14 protein-coding genes and 1 pseudogene are annotated in these 15,121 nt (G+C 60.5%); 7 read left to right on the forward strand and 8 right to left on the reverse strand.

Annotated elements, in window-relative coordinates; translation table 11 throughout:
- Nucleotides 1-26: 26 nt before the first annotated feature.
- From fba to tkt, 6 genes are all read right to left on the reverse strand, one after another.
- The gene (gene fba, locus JBO08_RS11840) at nt 27-1,091 is read right to left on the reverse strand and encodes a class II fructose-bisphosphate aldolase (RefSeq protein ID WP_053128086.1); all 1,065 of its coding nucleotides are present in this window, start codon (nt 1,089-1,091) and stop codon (nt 27-29) included.
- A 272-nt stretch (nt 1,092-1,363) separates the two neighbouring features.
- Nucleotides 1,364-1,696, reverse strand: coding sequence for an MliC family protein (locus JBO08_RS11845; protein WP_065871895.1), 333 nt, complete (start codon nt 1,694-1,696; stop codon nt 1,364-1,366).
- A 60-nt stretch (nt 1,697-1,756) separates the two neighbouring features.
- Nucleotides 1,757-1,984 (reverse strand): hypothetical protein, encoded by a 228-nt coding sequence (locus JBO08_RS11850; protein WP_065871896.1) that lies wholly within the window; start codon nt 1,982-1,984, stop codon nt 1,757-1,759.
- A gap of 29 nt (nt 1,985-2,013) precedes the next feature.
- Nucleotides 2,014-3,177: a phosphoglycerate kinase gene (locus JBO08_RS11855; RefSeq protein WP_065871897.1), complete on the reverse strand. Its 1,164-nt coding sequence runs from the start codon at nt 3,175-3,177 to the stop codon at nt 2,014-2,016.
- Nucleotides 3,178-3,194: 17 nt separating this feature from the next.
- Nucleotides 3,195-4,250, reverse strand: a complete 1,056-nt coding sequence (gene epd, locus JBO08_RS11860; protein WP_065871898.1) for an erythrose-4-phosphate dehydrogenase — start codon at nt 4,248-4,250, stop codon at nt 3,195-3,197.
- Nucleotides 4,251-4,388: 138 nt separating this feature from the next.
- Complete coding sequence (tkt, locus tag JBO08_RS11865) at nt 4,389-6,386, reverse strand: transketolase (RefSeq protein WP_065871899.1); 1,998 nt, start codon at nt 6,384-6,386, stop codon at nt 4,389-4,391.
- A 259-nt stretch (nt 6,387-6,645) separates the two neighbouring features.
- Here tkt and JBO08_RS11870 point away from each other — a divergent pair, with 259 nt between their 5' ends.
- From JBO08_RS11870 to JBO08_RS11890, 5 genes are all read left to right on the forward strand, one after another.
- The gene (locus JBO08_RS11870; RefSeq protein WP_065871900.1) at nt 6,646-7,641 is read left to right on the forward strand and encodes a metalloregulator ArsR/SmtB family transcription factor; all 996 of its coding nucleotides are present in this window, start codon (nt 6,646-6,648) and stop codon (nt 7,639-7,641) included.
- 18 nt (nt 7,642-7,659) lie between these two features.
- Entirely contained in the window at nt 7,660-8,850 is a 1,191-nt protein-coding gene (gene metK, locus JBO08_RS11875; RefSeq protein ID WP_049711157.1) for a methionine adenosyltransferase, read from the forward strand.
- 222 nt (nt 8,851-9,072) lie between these two features.
- On the forward strand, nt 9,073-9,423 hold the full coding sequence (locus JBO08_RS11880; RefSeq protein ID WP_065871901.1) for a hypothetical protein: 351 nt from the start codon (nt 9,073-9,075) through the stop codon (nt 9,421-9,423).
- A gap of 95 nt (nt 9,424-9,518) precedes the next feature.
- Entirely contained in the window at nt 9,519-11,183 is a 1,665-nt protein-coding gene (ligB, locus tag JBO08_RS11885) for an NAD-dependent DNA ligase LigB (protein ID WP_065871902.1), read from the forward strand.
- A gap of 39 nt (nt 11,184-11,222) precedes the next feature.
- Nucleotides 11,223-11,618 (forward strand): DUF1090 domain-containing protein, encoded by a 396-nt coding sequence (locus JBO08_RS11890; RefSeq protein ID WP_065871903.1) that lies wholly within the window; start codon nt 11,223-11,225, stop codon nt 11,616-11,618.
- 6 nt (nt 11,619-11,624) lie between these two features.
- Here the strand turns inward: JBO08_RS11890 and JBO08_RS11895 are convergent, their stop codons facing one another.
- On the reverse strand, nt 11,625-12,074 hold the full coding sequence (locus tag JBO08_RS11895) for a cytochrome c (protein ID WP_065871904.1): 450 nt from the start codon (nt 12,072-12,074) through the stop codon (nt 11,625-11,627).
- 129 nt (nt 12,075-12,203) lie between these two features.
- On the opposite strand from JBO08_RS11895, the gene JBO08_RS11900 reads away from it, so the two are divergent.
- Nucleotides 12,204-13,388: a murein transglycosylase A gene (locus JBO08_RS11900; protein WP_065871905.1), complete on the forward strand. Its 1,185-nt coding sequence runs from the start codon at nt 12,204-12,206 to the stop codon at nt 13,386-13,388.
- Nucleotides 13,389-13,460: 72 nt separating this feature from the next.
- Here the strand turns inward: JBO08_RS11900 and JBO08_RS11905 are convergent, their stop codons facing one another.
- A complete protein-coding gene (locus JBO08_RS11905) occupies nt 13,461-13,847 on the reverse strand; it encodes an MAPEG family protein (RefSeq protein ID WP_065871906.1) in 387 nt (128 codons plus the stop codon).
- Nucleotides 13,848-14,039: 192 nt separating this feature from the next.
- On the opposite strand from JBO08_RS11905, the pseudogene JBO08_RS11910 reads away from it, so the two are divergent.
- Nucleotides 14,040-14,900, forward strand: a pseudogene (locus JBO08_RS11910) (cation:proton antiporter); the annotation flags it as partial.
- Nucleotides 14,901-15,121 lie beyond the last annotated feature (221 nt).

Genomic DNA, 15,121 nt, shown 5'->3' on the forward strand with positions numbered 1-15,121 from the left:
GCGGGCTTCCTTTTAAACGCCTAGGCTCAATTCACCTTAGCGTTCAACTCACCTTTCAGGTAACGCTGATACATCGCTTCCAACGAAACCGGCTTAATCTTCGAAGCATTCCCCGCCGTGCCAAACGCTTCATAACGCGCGATACACACATCACGCATAGCGGTCACGGTGGCACCGAAGAACTTACGCGGGTCGAACTCGCTTGGGTTGGTGGCCATCAGGCGACGCATCGCACCGGTGGACGCCAGGCGCAGGTCGGTGTCGATGTTGACCTTGCGCACGCCGTACTTGATGCCTTCGACGATCTCTTCAACCGGTACGCCGTAGGTTTCTTTGATGTCGCCGCCGTACTGGTTGATGATCGCCAGCCACTCTTGCGGCACCGAAGAAGAACCGTGCATCACCAGGTGGGTGTTGGGGATGCGTTTGTGGATTTCCTTGATGCGGTCGATGGCCAGCACGTCGCCAGTGGGCGGCTTGGTGAACTTGTAGGCGCCGTGGCTGGTGCCGATGGCGATGGCCAGGGCATCAACTTGGGTCTTCTTGACGAAGTCGGCGGCTTCTTCCGGGTCGGTCAGCATTTGGCTGTGATCCAGCACGCCTTCGGCGCCGATGCCGTCTTCTTCGCCGGCCATGCCGGTTTCAAGCGAACCCAGGCAGCCCAACTCGCCTTCAACCGACACGCCGCAGGCGTGAGCCATGGCGACGGTTTGTTGGGTAACGCGTACGTTGTACTCGTAGTCGGTTGGGGTCTTGCCGTCTTCGCCGAGGGAGCCGTCCATCATCACCGAGCTGAAGCCCAGTTGGATGGAGCGCTGGCACACGTCAGGGCTGGTGCCGTGGTCCTGGTGCATGCACACCGGGATGTGCGGGAATTCTTCGATCGCGGCGAGGATCAGGTGACGCAGGAACGGTGCACCGGCGTATTTGCGCGCACCGGCCGAAGCCTGGACGATCACGGGGGAGTCGGTCTTGTCAGCGGCTTCCATGATGGCGCGCATCTGCTCAAGGTTGTTGACGTTAAAGGCTGGGACGCCGTAGCCGAACTCGGCTGCGTGGTCCAGCATTTGACGCATGCTGATAAGTGCCATTGTGTTGTCTCTCCCGGTCGAGGGTCGTTAATCGTGCAAGCCTGCCGTAGCGGCGGCTGCTATTCAAGTTATTGCGGGTCAGGGTTTGCATGCCTGGCCTGCTGAATCGTTATTGCAGTGTCCGGTTCGCAACTTATGTCACTGTGGAACCGGATTAATGTGCGAGCTGGCTTGCCTGCGATAGCGGTGTATCAGTCAATATTTTTTTTGCTGACCCTCCGCCATCGCGGGCAAGCCCGCTCCCACAGTTGGATCTCATCAAATTTGAGACCTTATTGGGCTTTGCAACCGCGCCCGATCAAATCATCAGTCGCGACCCAGTAAACCAGGCCTTCCTCACCCTTTGTGTGAAACGCCAATTGGTCGTTGGCATACAACACGCCCGAGGCGGCAACGTCCTGTTTGAGGCGGTAGACCTGATCAGAACCGCCGAGGCGTACATCCACCTCACTGCGGGCCTGGTTGGCAAAGCGCCAGTTGACCTCGGCCTTGCTGTCGCAGGTCCAGGTGGTCCACTTATCGGCCGTTTCTGCCTTGTTGAACATATTCATGCTGCTGCAGCCGGCCAACAGGGCCAGGGCTGCCAGGGCGAAAACACCTTTCATTGCCAATCCTCACACGGGGGCCTTGGGCCACCGATGCAGTCGGTTAGTTGATCAGACCCGTCAAGGGCAACCCTGTTCCTGACCGTTGGGCGCGGAGTCGTATTGCTCCAGCCGCTCGTTGCCAAGGCGCTTGTTAATCACCGGCATGGTCTCGGCTTGCCAGTCAGCCTGGTAGCAGCTTTTTTTCGGCTGCGCTCCCGGCTTTCCAGGCTCAGGCGCAGCGCTTGGCGTGCTACCGCAGCCGGCCAGCAGGCCCGCTGCGATCACCAATGCCAACGACTTGATCATGGGAATACTCCTTTTCCGGATCACGCGCCTTAACCTTTGGCTCGGGTTTCCAGCACTTCAACGGCAGGCAGCACTTTGCCTTCGACGAATTCAAGGAATGCGCCGCCACCGGTAGAAATGTAGGAGATCTGGTCAGCAACGCCATATTTATCGATGGCGGCCAGGGTGTCGCCGCCGCCGGCGATGGAAAATGCCGAGCTTTCGGCAATCGCCTTGGCCAGCACTTTGGTGCCGTTGCCGAACTGGTCGAATTCGAACACGCCAACCGGCCCGTTCCACAGGATGGTTTGGGAGGCTTTCAGCAATTCGGCGAAGTTGGCGGCGGTTTGCGGGCCGATATCCAGGATCATATCGTCGTCAGCCACGTCGGCGATGAGCTTGACGGTGGCTTCGGCGCTTTCAGCAAACTCCTTGGCAACCACCACGTCGACCGGCAATGGCACGCTGACTTTGGCGGCAATGGCGCGGGCGGTGTCGAGCAGGTCCGGTTCGTACAGGGACTTGCCCACCGGATGACCGGCGGCAGCCAGGAAGGTGTTGGCAATGCCGCCGCCGACGATCAGTTGGTTGCAGATCTGGCTCAGGCTGTTGAGCACGTCCAGTTTGGTGGACACCTTGGAGCCGGCAACGATGGCAGCCATCGGTTGCGCCGGAGCCCCCAGCGCCTTGCCCAGTGCATCCAGTTCAGCGGCCAGCAACGGGCCAGCAGCGGCGACCTTGGCGAACTTGGCCACGCCGTGGGTCGAGCCTTCGGCGCGGTGGGCAGTGCCGAACGCGTCCATCACGAACACGTCGCACAGCGCAGCGTATTGCTGGGCCAGTTCGTCGCTGTTCTTTTTCTCGCCTTTGTTGAAGCGCACGTTTTCGAACAGCACGATGTCGCCGGCTTTAACGTCGACGCCACCCAAGTAGTCAGCCACCAGCGGTACGTCGCGGCCCAGGGCTTTGCTCAGGTAATCGGCGACAGGCTTGAGGCTGTTTTCCGCGCTGAACTCACCTTCGGTCGGGCGACCCAGGTGGGAGCAAACCATCACGGCCGCGCCTTTTTCCAGGGCCAGCTTGATGGTCGGCAGCGAGGCCAGGATTCGCGCATCGCTGGTGACAACACCGTCCTTGACTGGGACGTTGAGGTCTTCGCGGATCAGTACGCGCTTACCTTGCAGATCGAGGTCGGTCATCTTCAACACGGTCATGGGTCGCAGTTCCTGAATTACTGTTGAGGTTGTTTAGAGGCAATGTGCAGATAATGTTCCGCAACATCCAGCATTCGGTTGGCAAAGCCCCATTCGTTGTCGAACCAGGCCAGGATGTTCACCAGCCTCGGGCCGGAAACGCGGGTCTGGCTGGCATCGACAATCGCCGAATGCGGGTCATGGTTGAAATCACAACTGGCGTGGGGCAACTCGGTGTAGGCCAGCAAACCTTTGAGCGGACCGCTGGTGGCGGCGTCGCGCAGGATTCGGTTGACCTCCGTCGCATCGGTGTCGCTGACGGTCTGCATCGTGATATCCAGACAGGACACGTTCACCGTCGGCACCCGTACGGCTTTGGCCTGGATTCGCCCGGCAAGTTCCGGCAGCAGTCGCTCGATGCCACGCGCCAGGCCTGTAGACACCGGAATCACTGACTGAAACGCAGAACGCGTGCGGCGCAAGTCTTCGTGGTGATAGGCGTCGATCACCGGCTGGTCGTTCATCGCCGAGTGAATCGTGGTGATCGACACGTAATCCAGGCCAATCGCCTGATCCAGCAGGCGCAACAGCGGCACGCTGCAGTTGGTGGTGCAGGAGGCGTTGGACACCAGCAACTCGGCGCCGGTCAGGCAATCCTGGTTGATGCCGTAGACGATGGTGGCATCCACGTCCGCCTCGCTGGCCATCGGCTGGGAAAACAGCACACGCGGTGCGCCGGCGTCGATAAAACGCTGGCCGTCGGCGCGGGTGTGATAGACACCGGAGCATTCCAGCACCAGGTCGACGCCCAGTGCTTTCCAGTCGATGCCTTCGGGGGTGGCACTGCGCAAGACTTGCACGCAGCTGCCATTAATATGGAGACAGTCGTCCTCAACCCGCACTTCGCCGGGGAACCGGCCGTGGGTGGAGTCAAAACGTGTCAGGTATTCGATGCTGGCCATGTCGGCCAGATCGTTGATCGCGACAATTTCAAACCCGGCTGCCGCCCCTCGCTCGAACAGCGCACGCAAGACGCAACGACCAATGCGGCCGTAGCCGTTGAGTGCAACTTTGTAGGGACGCGGTTGAGGCATGGGGTTCTCGATCAATGTGAGTTCGGTGTTGAATGTTCTGACGCCATCGCGGGCAAGCCCGCTCCCACATTAGACCGCGATCCAAATGTGGGAGCGGGCTTGCCCGCGATGGCGCCAGTACAGACAACGCAGACTGACTTAGTCTTCCAGCAGCTCTTCAGCCTGACCCAGGATGTTTTCCAGGGTAAAGCCAAACTCTTCGAACAATGCTGGCGCCGGCGCCGACTCACCGTAGGTGGTCATGCCGATCACGCGGCCTTCCAGGCCCACGTATTTGTACCAGTAGTCGGCGTGCGCCGCTTCGATAGCGATACGCGCGCTGACCTGCAACGGCAATACCGACTGCTTGTAGCCCGCGTCCTGGGCTTCGAACACGCTGGTGCACGGCATGGACACGACGCGTACGTTGCGGCCTTGCTCGGTCAGCTTGTCGTAGGCCTGAACGGTCAGGCCGACTTCGGAACCGGTGGAGATCAGGATCAGCTCCGGCTCGCCAATGCAGTCCTTGAGTACGTAGCCACCACGGCTGATGTCGGCGATCTGCGCATCGGTACGCACTTGGTGTTGCAGGTTCTGACGCGAGAAGATCAGCGCCGAAGGGCCGTCCTTACGCTCGATCGCGTGCTTCCAGGCCACCGCGGATTCGACGGCGTCGGCTGGGCGCCAGCAATCCAGGTTCGGCGTGGTGCGCAGGCTGGTCAGTTGCTCGACCGGCTGGTGCGTCGGGCCATCTTCGCCCAGGCCGATGGAGTCGTGAGTGTACACATGGATCACACGCTTCTTCATCAGCGCCGCCATACGTACGGCGTTGCGCGCATATTCCATGAACATCAGGAAAGTCGCGCCGTAAGGCACCAGGCCGCCGTGCAGGGACACGCCGTTCATGATGGCGCTCATGCCGAACTCACGTACGCCGTAGTACATGTAGTTGCCGCTGGCGTCTTCAGCCGAAACACCTTTGCAGCCTTTCCACAGGGTCAGGTTGGAACCGGCCAGGTCGGCGGAACCGCCGAGGAACTCAGGCAGCAGCGGGCCAAAGGCGTTCAGGGTGTTCTGGCTGGCTTTACGGCTGGCGATGGTCTCGCCCTTGGCCGCGACTTCGGCGATGTAGGCCGAGGCTTTTTCCGAGAAGTCGGCAGGCAAGTCACCGGCCAGGCGACGTACCAGTTCGTTGGCCAGCTCCGGGAATTCGGCGGAGTAGGCAGCGAAACGCTGGTCCCACTCGGCTTCGGCGGCCAGGCCTTTTTCCTTGGCGTCCCACTCGGCATAGATGTCGGCCGGGATGTCGAACGGGCCGTGGTTCCACTTCAGCGCTTCACGGGTCAGGGCGATTTCCGCGTCACCCAGTGGGGCGCCGTGGCAGTCTTCTTTACCTTGCTTGTTCGGCGAACCGAAACCGATGGTGGTCTTGCAGCAGATCAGGGTCGGCTGCGCGCTCTTGCGGGCGGTGTCGATGGCGATCTTGATCTCTTCCGGATCGTGGCCGTCGACGTTGCGGATCACCTGCCAGTTGTAGGCTTCGAAACGCTTAGGGGTGTCATCGGTGAACCAGCCTTCGACTTCGCCGTCGATGGAGATGCCGTTGTCATCGTAGAAAGCGATCAGTTTGCCCAGGCCCAGGGTGCCGGCCAGGGACGCGACTTCGTGGGAAATGCCTTCCATCATGCAGCCATCACCCAGGAACACGTAGGTGTGGTGGTCAACGATGTCGTGACCAGGGCGGTTGAATTGTGCGCCCAAGACTTTCTCAGCCAGCGCGAAGCCAACGGCATTGGCCAGGCCTTGGCCCAGGGGACCGGTGGTGGTCTCGACGCCTGGGGTGTAGCCGAATTCCGGGTGGCCCGGGGTGCGGCTGTGCAGCTGGCGGAAGCTTTTCAGATCGTCGATGGTGACGTCATAGCCAGTCAGGTGCAGCAGCGAGTAGATCAGCATCGAACCATGGCCGTTGGACAGCACGAAGCGGTCACGGTCGGCGAACGACGGGTTGCTCGGGTTGTGTTTCAGGTAGTCACGCCAAAGTACCTCGGCGATATCCGCCATGCCCATCGGGGCACCGGGATGGCCGCTGTTGGCTTTTTGCACGGCATCCATGCTGAGGGCACGAATGGCGTTGGCACGCTCACGACGGCTGGGCATCGCTGATCTCCTGAGGTTTGAATATAAAGAAACGGAAAAAAGGACCGGCATTTTCCCTCAGCCACCGCTTGCGGGCAATGACAGATACTCACTTGGGCGGTTTTTCCTGTGCTTTGGGCGCCAATCCCTTGCATAAACCTTTAACCGGTTCGTCTAAAGGTTATAGCGGCTGCTTGTAACCACCACTTATCGACCAATATCAAAACTTTTTGATATTGGCCTTGCGGGGTTATCCACCCATCACTAGACTGCTGGCCTTATGAATCTACCCATGCCCTCACTGCGCCCCGACGACGGCGATGAACTGGCAGCCTTGTGCAAGGCCGCTGGCGATCCGCTGCGTTTGAACGTATTGCGCGCGCTGGCCAACGATTCCTTCGGCGTACTGGAACTGGCGCAGATCTTCGCCATTGGCCAGTCCGGCATGAGTCACCACTTGAAGGTATTGGCCCAGGCCGACCTGGTGGCCACCCGCCGTGAAGGTAATGCGATTTTCTACCGCCGCGCCCTGCCCCACACCGAACTGCTCGGTGGCAAGCTGCACGCCGCCCTGCTTGAAGAAGTGGACAGCCTGCTGCTGCCGGGGGATGTGCAGTCCCGCATCGGCCAGGTCCACGGGCAGCGGGCTGCCGCGAGCCAGGATTTTTTCGCACGGGTTGCCGACAAGTTTCGCGCCCAGCAAGACCTGATTGCCGGCCTTGCCCAATATCGCGACAGCGTACTGGCGCTGCTCGACAAGCTGAGCTTCAGTGATGAGGCCACGGCACTCGAAGTCGGCCCAGGCGATGGCGGTTTCCTGCCGGAACTGGCTCGGCGTTTTCACCAGGTCACGGCGCTGGACAACAGCCCGGCGATGCTCGAACTGGCGCGCCAGCTCTGCGAGCGCGAGGCACTGGGCAATGTGCGCCTGCAACTGGCTGATGCATTGAATAGCACAGCGATTAAAGCCGACTGCGTGGTGTTGAACATGGTCTTGCACCATTTCGCCGCCCCCGCCGACGCGCTCAAACAAATGGCCGGGTTGCTGCACCCCGGCGGTAGCCTGTTGGTTACGGATTTATGCAGCCACAACCAGAATTGGGCCAGGGAGGCCTGCGGTGATCTCTGGTTGGGTTTTGAACAGGACGATCTGGCCCGTTGGGCCACCGCTGCGGGACTCGTTCCCGGGGAAAGCCTCTATGTAGGTTTACGTAATGGTTTCCAGATTCAGGTCCGCCATTTTCAGCGGCCGGCTGGCGACACTCACCATCGGTAAAATCAGGAAAACATCGAGATGAGCGAATACTCCCTTTTCACCTCCGAGTCCGTGTCTGAAGGGCATCCGGACAAAATCGCCGACCAGATTTCTGACGCGGTGCTGGACGCCATCATTGCTGAAGACAAGTTCGCCCGTGTGGCGTGCGAGACTCTGGTGAAAACCGGTGTAGCGATCATCGCTGGCGAAGTGACCACCACTGCCTGGGTTGACCTTGAGCAGATCGTTCGTGACGTGATCACCGACATCGGCTACAACAGCTCCGACGTCGGCTTCGACGGCGCGACCTGCGGCGTGATGAACATCATCGGCAAGCAATCCCCGGACATCAACCAGGGTGTCGACCGCGCCAAGCCGGAAGACCAGGGCGCAGGCGACCAGGGCCTGATGTTCGGTTACGCCAGCAACGAAACCGACGTGCTGATGCCAGCACCGATCACCTTCTCGCACCAACTGGTGCAGCGCCAGGCCGAAGCCCGTAAATCCGGCCTGTTGCCGTGGTTGCGTCCGGATGCCAAGTCCCAGGTGACCTGCCGTTATGAAGGCGGCAAAGTCGTCGGTATCGACGCTGTGGTTCTGTCGACCCAGCACAACCCGGACGTGTCCTATGCCGACCTGCGCGAAGGCGTGATGGAGCTGATCGTCAAGCACGTGCTGCCTGCCGAACTGCTGAGCAAGGACACCCAGTTCCACATCAACCCGACTGGCCAGTTCATCATCGGCGGCCCGGTAGGCGACTGCGGCTTGACCGGTCGCAAGATCATCGTCGACAGCTACGGCGGCATGGCCCGTCACGGCGGTGGCGCGTTCTCGGGTAAAGACCCTTCCAAAGTTGACCGTTCGGCCGCCTACGCCGGCCGTTACGTGGCCAAGAACATCGTCGCAGCCGGCCTGGCCGAGCGTTGCGAGATTCAGGTTTCCTACGCCATCGGCGTGGCCCAGCCTACGTCGATCTCGCTGAATACCTTCGGCACCGGCAAGATCGGCGATGACAAGATCGTGAAACTGGTGCGTGAGATCTTCGACCTGCGCCCTTACGCGATCACCACCATGCTCGACCTGCTGCACCCGATGTACCAGGAAACCGCAGCCTATGGCCACTTCGGTCGTACCCCTGCGCAGAAGACTGTCGGCGACGACACCTTCACCACCTTCACCTGGGAAAAAACCGACCGCGCCAACGACCTGCGGACTGCCGCCGGCCTGTAATCGCTCCTGGTACACAAAAGCCCTGCCGGGTTCGCCTGGCGGGGCTTTTTATTGCACGGCAATTCGCGCGACGACCTTCACATTTTTTGGATCCAAACCTTGCAGGCACAATGATGGCGCTCTAGAATCCGCGCCCTCTCGGGCCCTCTACCTTATTTGGATATTGCCCTGCGCCAGCCCGGGATAGACACGTGCGCAGGCAATCGAACATTGAGGTTTTTCATGCGCATCTCCACGCTCGCCCCTGCCGCCCTGCTGCTCAGCCTGTTCGCCCTGCCGGTAAACGCCGCCGACCTGAGCGCACTGAGTGGCGCCCTGGGCGCCCAACTGGGTGGCGGCAATTCCGGCGACTGCCAGAAGCAATCTGCAGACCTGCAAACCAAGATCGATGTCGCCGAAGCCCAAAAGGACAAGCTGAAAGTGAAGGCTTTCAAAGCCGCGCAGGACCAGATCAACAAAGGTTGCAACAAACTCTCTGAAGCCCAGGCCAAAGCCGACGCCAAGCAGCAAAACCAGGAGGCCAAGGCCGATAAGCCCGACGCAGTGAAAGCCCTGGGCGGTCTGTTCAAGTAAATAGAAACACCCAGTAAAAAGCCTCGCACTGTCGGGGCTTTTTTGTGCCCGCGAGGATCATTTAGGCTGGGCACCCTTTCCGAGCAAGGATGCTCATGATGCGTTTATTGTTTGCCCTTTTACTCAGCGCATTACCCTTCTGGGTGTGGGCCGAAGGCTGCCCGGACGAAGCCCGCTCGCAGGTCGGCACCCTGGCCGAACAGATCCGCCAGTGGGATGACAGCTACCACCGGCTTGGCCAATCCCCGGTCGGCGATGAACTCTACGACCAGGCGCGCCAGCGCTTGGCCCACTGGCGTCGGTGCTTTCCCGAACCCACTGCGACGCCCAACAACCCTCTCGCGAGTTCACGCGGAACCCTGCCTCACCCCGTTGCCCACACCGGCCTGGAGAAACTGCTGGATGAACAGGCAGTCGGTATCTGGCTGGGTACACGCGAGGATGTCTGGATTCAACCCAAGGTAGACGGTGTGGCAGTGACTGTGGTGTATCGCCAGGGGCGCCTGAGTCAAGTCATCAGCCGAGGCGATGGCGTCAAGGGCCACGACTGGTCTGCCTCCGCGCGAAAAATCCCCAGCATTGTCCAGCAATTGCCAGAGCCTATCGACGTGGTGCTGCAAGGCGAACTCTATTGGCACCTCGACGACCATGTGCAATCGGCAAGCGGAGGGCTTAATGCCCGCAGCAAGGTGGCCGGGCTGATGAACCGCAAACAATTAAGCGACACCGACGCCGCCGGCATTGGTCTGTTCGTCTGGGCCTGGCCCGAGGGGCCGGCAGGGTTCACCGAGCGCCTGGCCACGCTGGCAAGTTGGGGTTTCACCGATAGCCGGCGATACAGCCAGCCCATCCGCGACATCAACGAAGCCACGCACTGGCGTGCCTATTGGTACAACCACCCTCTACCGTTCGCCAGCGATGGGGTGGTGTTGCACCAGGCGCAGCGCGCACCCGCCGATCGCTGGCAGGTCAGCGCGCCCTACTGGGCGGTTGCCTGGAAGTACCCGGCGGCCAAGGCCTTGGCGCTGGTGCGTAACGTGCAATTCAAGATCGGCCGCACCGGGCGCGTGACCCCCATGCTGGAGTTGGAACCGGTGCGATTGGATGACCGGCAGATCAGCCGGGTGAGCGCGGGCTCATTGAGGCGCTGGCAAGCGCTGGATATCCGCCCCGGTGACCAGGTTTCCATCAGCCTGGCGGGCCAAGTCATCCCTCGGTTGGATGAGGTCATTCTGCGCAACACCACAAGGGCGGAGCTGCCAGTGCCCAACCCAGGAAAATTCCACGCGTTGAGCTGCTGGCAACTGGACCCCGGTTGTGAAGAACAATTGCTGGCACGCCTTACCTGGCTGAGCGGCAACGAGGGCCTCGCTTTGCCACACATAGGCCGCGAGACCTGGAACGTATTAATCCAGGCCGGTCTAATCGCAGGCTTTCTCGATTGGTTGACCCTGGATGCGGCAGAGCTTGCTAACATTGATGGCTTCGGTGATCGCAGCCGCGCGCGCGTCCTCGAAAGCCTTCACAGCGCGCGGCAACGGCCCTTCGCACAATGGCTCAAAGCCTTGGGGGTACCGCCTGCGGCACGTAACAACCTGGAAGGCGACTGGCAGACGCTGGTCGCCAGAGATACCCAAGCCTGGCTGGCCATCGAGGGCATCGGCCCGGGCCGCGCAGCGCAATTGAGCGCCTTTTTCCGCGACCCGCAAGTACAGGCCTTGGCAGACACATTACGCGCGGCCGGCATCGACGGGTTTTAGACCGCAGCCGGCCACCAGATTGCGACCTTGGAGCCCCACATGAAATTTCTAGCACCGCTTGCCCTATTGACCGTCGCAAGCTTCATGACCACTCCGCTGCTGGCTGCGGAGGACGTACCGCAGCTCACCGGCTGCGCCGCCAAGCGCCAAGCCATCAGCACCCAGATCGAACAGGCCAAGGCCCACGGCAACAGTGCGCAACAAGCCGGCCTGGAAAAAGCCCTGAGCGAAGTCACCGCCAACTGCACCGACGCATCCCTGAAGAAGGAGCGGGAAAACAAGGTGCTCGACGCCAAGCATGAGGTCAGCCGCCGTCAGGCCGATCTGGACAAGGCCATGAAAAAAGGCGACGCGGACAAGATCAACAAACGTAAGGACAAGCTCGCCGAGTCCCGCAAGGAACTGCAGGATGCCGTGGAGGAGCTCGACCAGTAAAACCGATCAGTGGTCGCGGAACTGCTTATGGCAGGCGCTGCAGGCATCTTCAACTTTTTGCACCGCTGGCCCCAGGTTGCTCGCCTTGTAAGGCTGCACTTGGCTGGCGGTCACCAATTCACCGGTGGCCGCCTCAAGGTCGCGGGCCAATTGCTGGAATTGCGCCTGTTTCTGCCAGACATCGTCCTTGGCGCTGGTGTGATCTTCTTCGCGCACGCTTGGAAAATGCTTCCACGGCTCGTGGGACAACGCATCCAGTTTGACCGCACCTTCGGCAAATTTCGCGCCGTCGAACGGGAGGCGTCCACGCAACATGCCGCCCAGGTCTTCGCCGGTCTTGAGCATCTGCTTGAAGATCGCCTTGCGTTGGCCCAGCGGCGAATTCGGATCAACGCCGCCACAGGCGGACAGTGTCAGGCAGGCCAGCAGTACAACGGTCAGTCTTTTAAAAGTCATGGTGGCTTCGAGGTCACGGGAAACGGCGGCCAGTATCCTCGCCCCGCCCGCAAAGACCAATAGCCCTATTATTAATAAGGGTTGCCAAAAAGCGCTGCGACGTGGGCAATCGCTTCAGGAATTATTTGTATGAATGTCAGCTTGAAACCCTGGAGCCGCCGCCTGGCGTGGGCTCTACCGATGATCGCGCTACTGGCCGGCTGCGACGCGGGCAAAGAAACAGCCAAGGATGAAACGTCCAAGCCTCACGCCGTCGCCACCTATGTCAGTGCGCCGTGGGAAGCCTTGCCAGCAGTGTCCGACAGCGACCTGCTGGCCGGCTTCGAATCCTGGCGCAGCGCCTGCCAACGCCTCAAGGCCGACCCGGTATGGGGCGCGACCTGTGCGGCAGCCGCCACGGTCCCGAGCAACGCAGTGGCAGTGCGCGGTTTTCTAAAAGAGCGCCTGGATGTGTTCGGTCTGCGCTCGGCCGACAACACCCCGAACGGTTTGATAACCGGCTACTACGAACCGGTCTACCCCGGCAGCCTGACCAAGACCGCCAAAGCCAACGTGCCTGTGTACGGCGTGCCAGACGACCTGATCATCGTCAACCTGGAAAGCATCTACCCCGAGCTCAAGGGCAAGCGTCTGCGGGGTCGCCTGGAAGGTCGCGTACTCAAGCCCTATGACGATGCCAGCGCCATCAACGGCCAGGGTTCAACCGCCAAACCGATTGCCTGGCTGACAGACCCGATGGACCTGCAATTCCTGCAAATCCAGGGCTCGGGCCGGATTCAACTGGCGGGCGGGCGCCAACTTCGTGTCGGTTACGGCGACCAGAATGGCTACCCTTACCGCCCGATCGGTCGCTGGCTGGTGGAGCAAGGCGAGTTGAAGAAAGAAGACGTGACCATGGGTGCCATCAGCGCCTGGGCCAAGGCGCATCCGCAGCGTATTCCGGAACTGCTGGCGAGTAACCCGAGCTATGTGTTCTTCAGCGCCCGCCCCGATAGCAACGAAGGCCCGCGCGGCTCCTTGAACGTGCCACTGACCCCTGGCTACAGCGTAGCGGTGGATCGCAAGGTGATTCCGTTGGGCAGTCTGTTGTGGCTGTCGACCACCAAGCCGGATGGCTCGCCGATCACGAGACCCGTGGCCGCACAGGACACCGGCGGAGCAATCACCGGTGAAGTGCGCGCGGACCTGTTCTGGGGCACCGGCGATGCAGCCGGTGAACTGGCGGGCAATATGAAACAGCAGGGCCAGATCTGGATGCTGTGGCCCAAGGGCGCAGCGTTGCCGCAAGTGCCGGATGCACCTGTCGGAAGCTGACAGACACTGAAGATCAAATGTGGGAGCGGCGGTGCGACTTGCTCGCTCCCACAGCAGGATTCGCGTCAACCGTTAGATCGAGACAAAGAAGAAGCTCGCAATCAACGCCATGCCCACCGCCCACACCACCGAGCGCAGCATCGCCCAGTCCGCCAGGTAGCAAATGATGTACAACAAGCGGCTGGTGATAAACAGCACGGCCAGCACGTTAATGGTCACCAATTCAGCCGTACCGGCCAGGTGCGCGACGATAACCGCCGCCGCAAATGCCGGGGTGACTTCAAAGCTGTTGAGTTGTGCACTGTGGGCTCGCTTGGCAGCCCCGTCGAGCGTCTCGAGGAATGCACGCGGGTCGTGGTTGTGGCGCGGCCGAAACTTTCCGCCGCTGAACTTGGCCACGCCGGTACACAGGTAAGGCAGAAAAATTGCGATCAACACACACCAGAAAGCGACCGTCATGACTCATTCCTTTTTTAGTTTTAAACAGCGATTAGAGTTTTAGCACTGAAAACACCAGGCCGCACCCTACCGCTATGAACCGTAGCGTGTGGAAAGGTTCTATGGCCTTTTACCTCGCAGTTTGCAACATCCCGCCGTCGCGGCGGTCCATCCCCTCACCCACGTTTCCCCCTCAACTTCCAAGGACCCCGGATGCTTGAACTTGTCGCCGCCTTCATTTGCCTCACCAGCCTGCTCACCTATGTGAACTTCCGATTTATCGGCCTGCCGCCCACCATCGGCGTGATGGTCACGGCCCTGATATTTTCCCTGTTCTTGCAAGGCTTGAGCCTGCTCGGCTACCCAGGACTGGAAGAGCGCATCCAGCAGTTGATCGGCCAGATCGACTTTGGCGATTTGCTGATGAACTGGATGCTCTCATTCTTGCTGTTCGCCGGCGCGTTGCACGTCAACCTGAACGACCTACGCAGTTACCGCTGGCCCATCGGCCTGCTGGCGACCTTTGGCGTATTGATCGCCACCGCGGTGATCGGCAGCCTGGCGTATTACATTTTTGCCCTGTTCGGCTGGCACGTCAGTTTCCTCTACTGCCTGCTGTTCGGCGCACTGATCTCGCCCACCGACCCGATTGCGGTGCTCGGTGTGTTGCGTACCGCCAATGCCTCAAAACCGTTGAAAACCACCATCGTCGGCGAATCATTATTCAACGACGGCACTGCAGTGGTGGTCTTCACCGTGCTATTGGGCATCGCACAGCTGGGCGAAACGCCGACCGTGGGCGCCACCGCGATGCTCTTCGCCCATGAAGCCATTGGCGGCGTGGTGTTCGGTGGCCTCATCGGCTACCTGGTGTACCTGATGATCAAGAGCATCGAGCAGCACCAGATTGAGGTAATGCTGACACTCGCCCTGGTGATCGGCGGCTCAGCGATGGCCACCGAGCTACACGTCTCCGCTCCAATTGCGATGGTGGTAGCCGGCCTGATCATCGGCAACCTGGGCCGCCAGTTGGCGATGAACGACATGACCCGCCGCTACCTCGACGGTTTCTGGGTTTTCCCAAAGGCGCCAAAAAGGCCTGCATCTTTGTCACATTGAAGGGAGCTACGCAGCGCCACTGAAAGCTGAGATGCGCCTCTGTTCCTGCCGAGCTATCTATTCTGGTCGCTCCCCTTTATCAGAATCCACATCATCAAGACATCAAGGTGTGGGCATACCACCCGCGTCTAGGAGTCAACACGCCCACCAGTGAGCCTTCCATCGGACAATTGATC

The sequence above is a fragment of the Pseudomonas sp. LAP_36 genome, assembly GCF_019456785.1.
Classification (GTDB): domain Bacteria; phylum Pseudomonadota; class Gammaproteobacteria; order Pseudomonadales; family Pseudomonadaceae; genus Aquipseudomonas; species Aquipseudomonas tritici.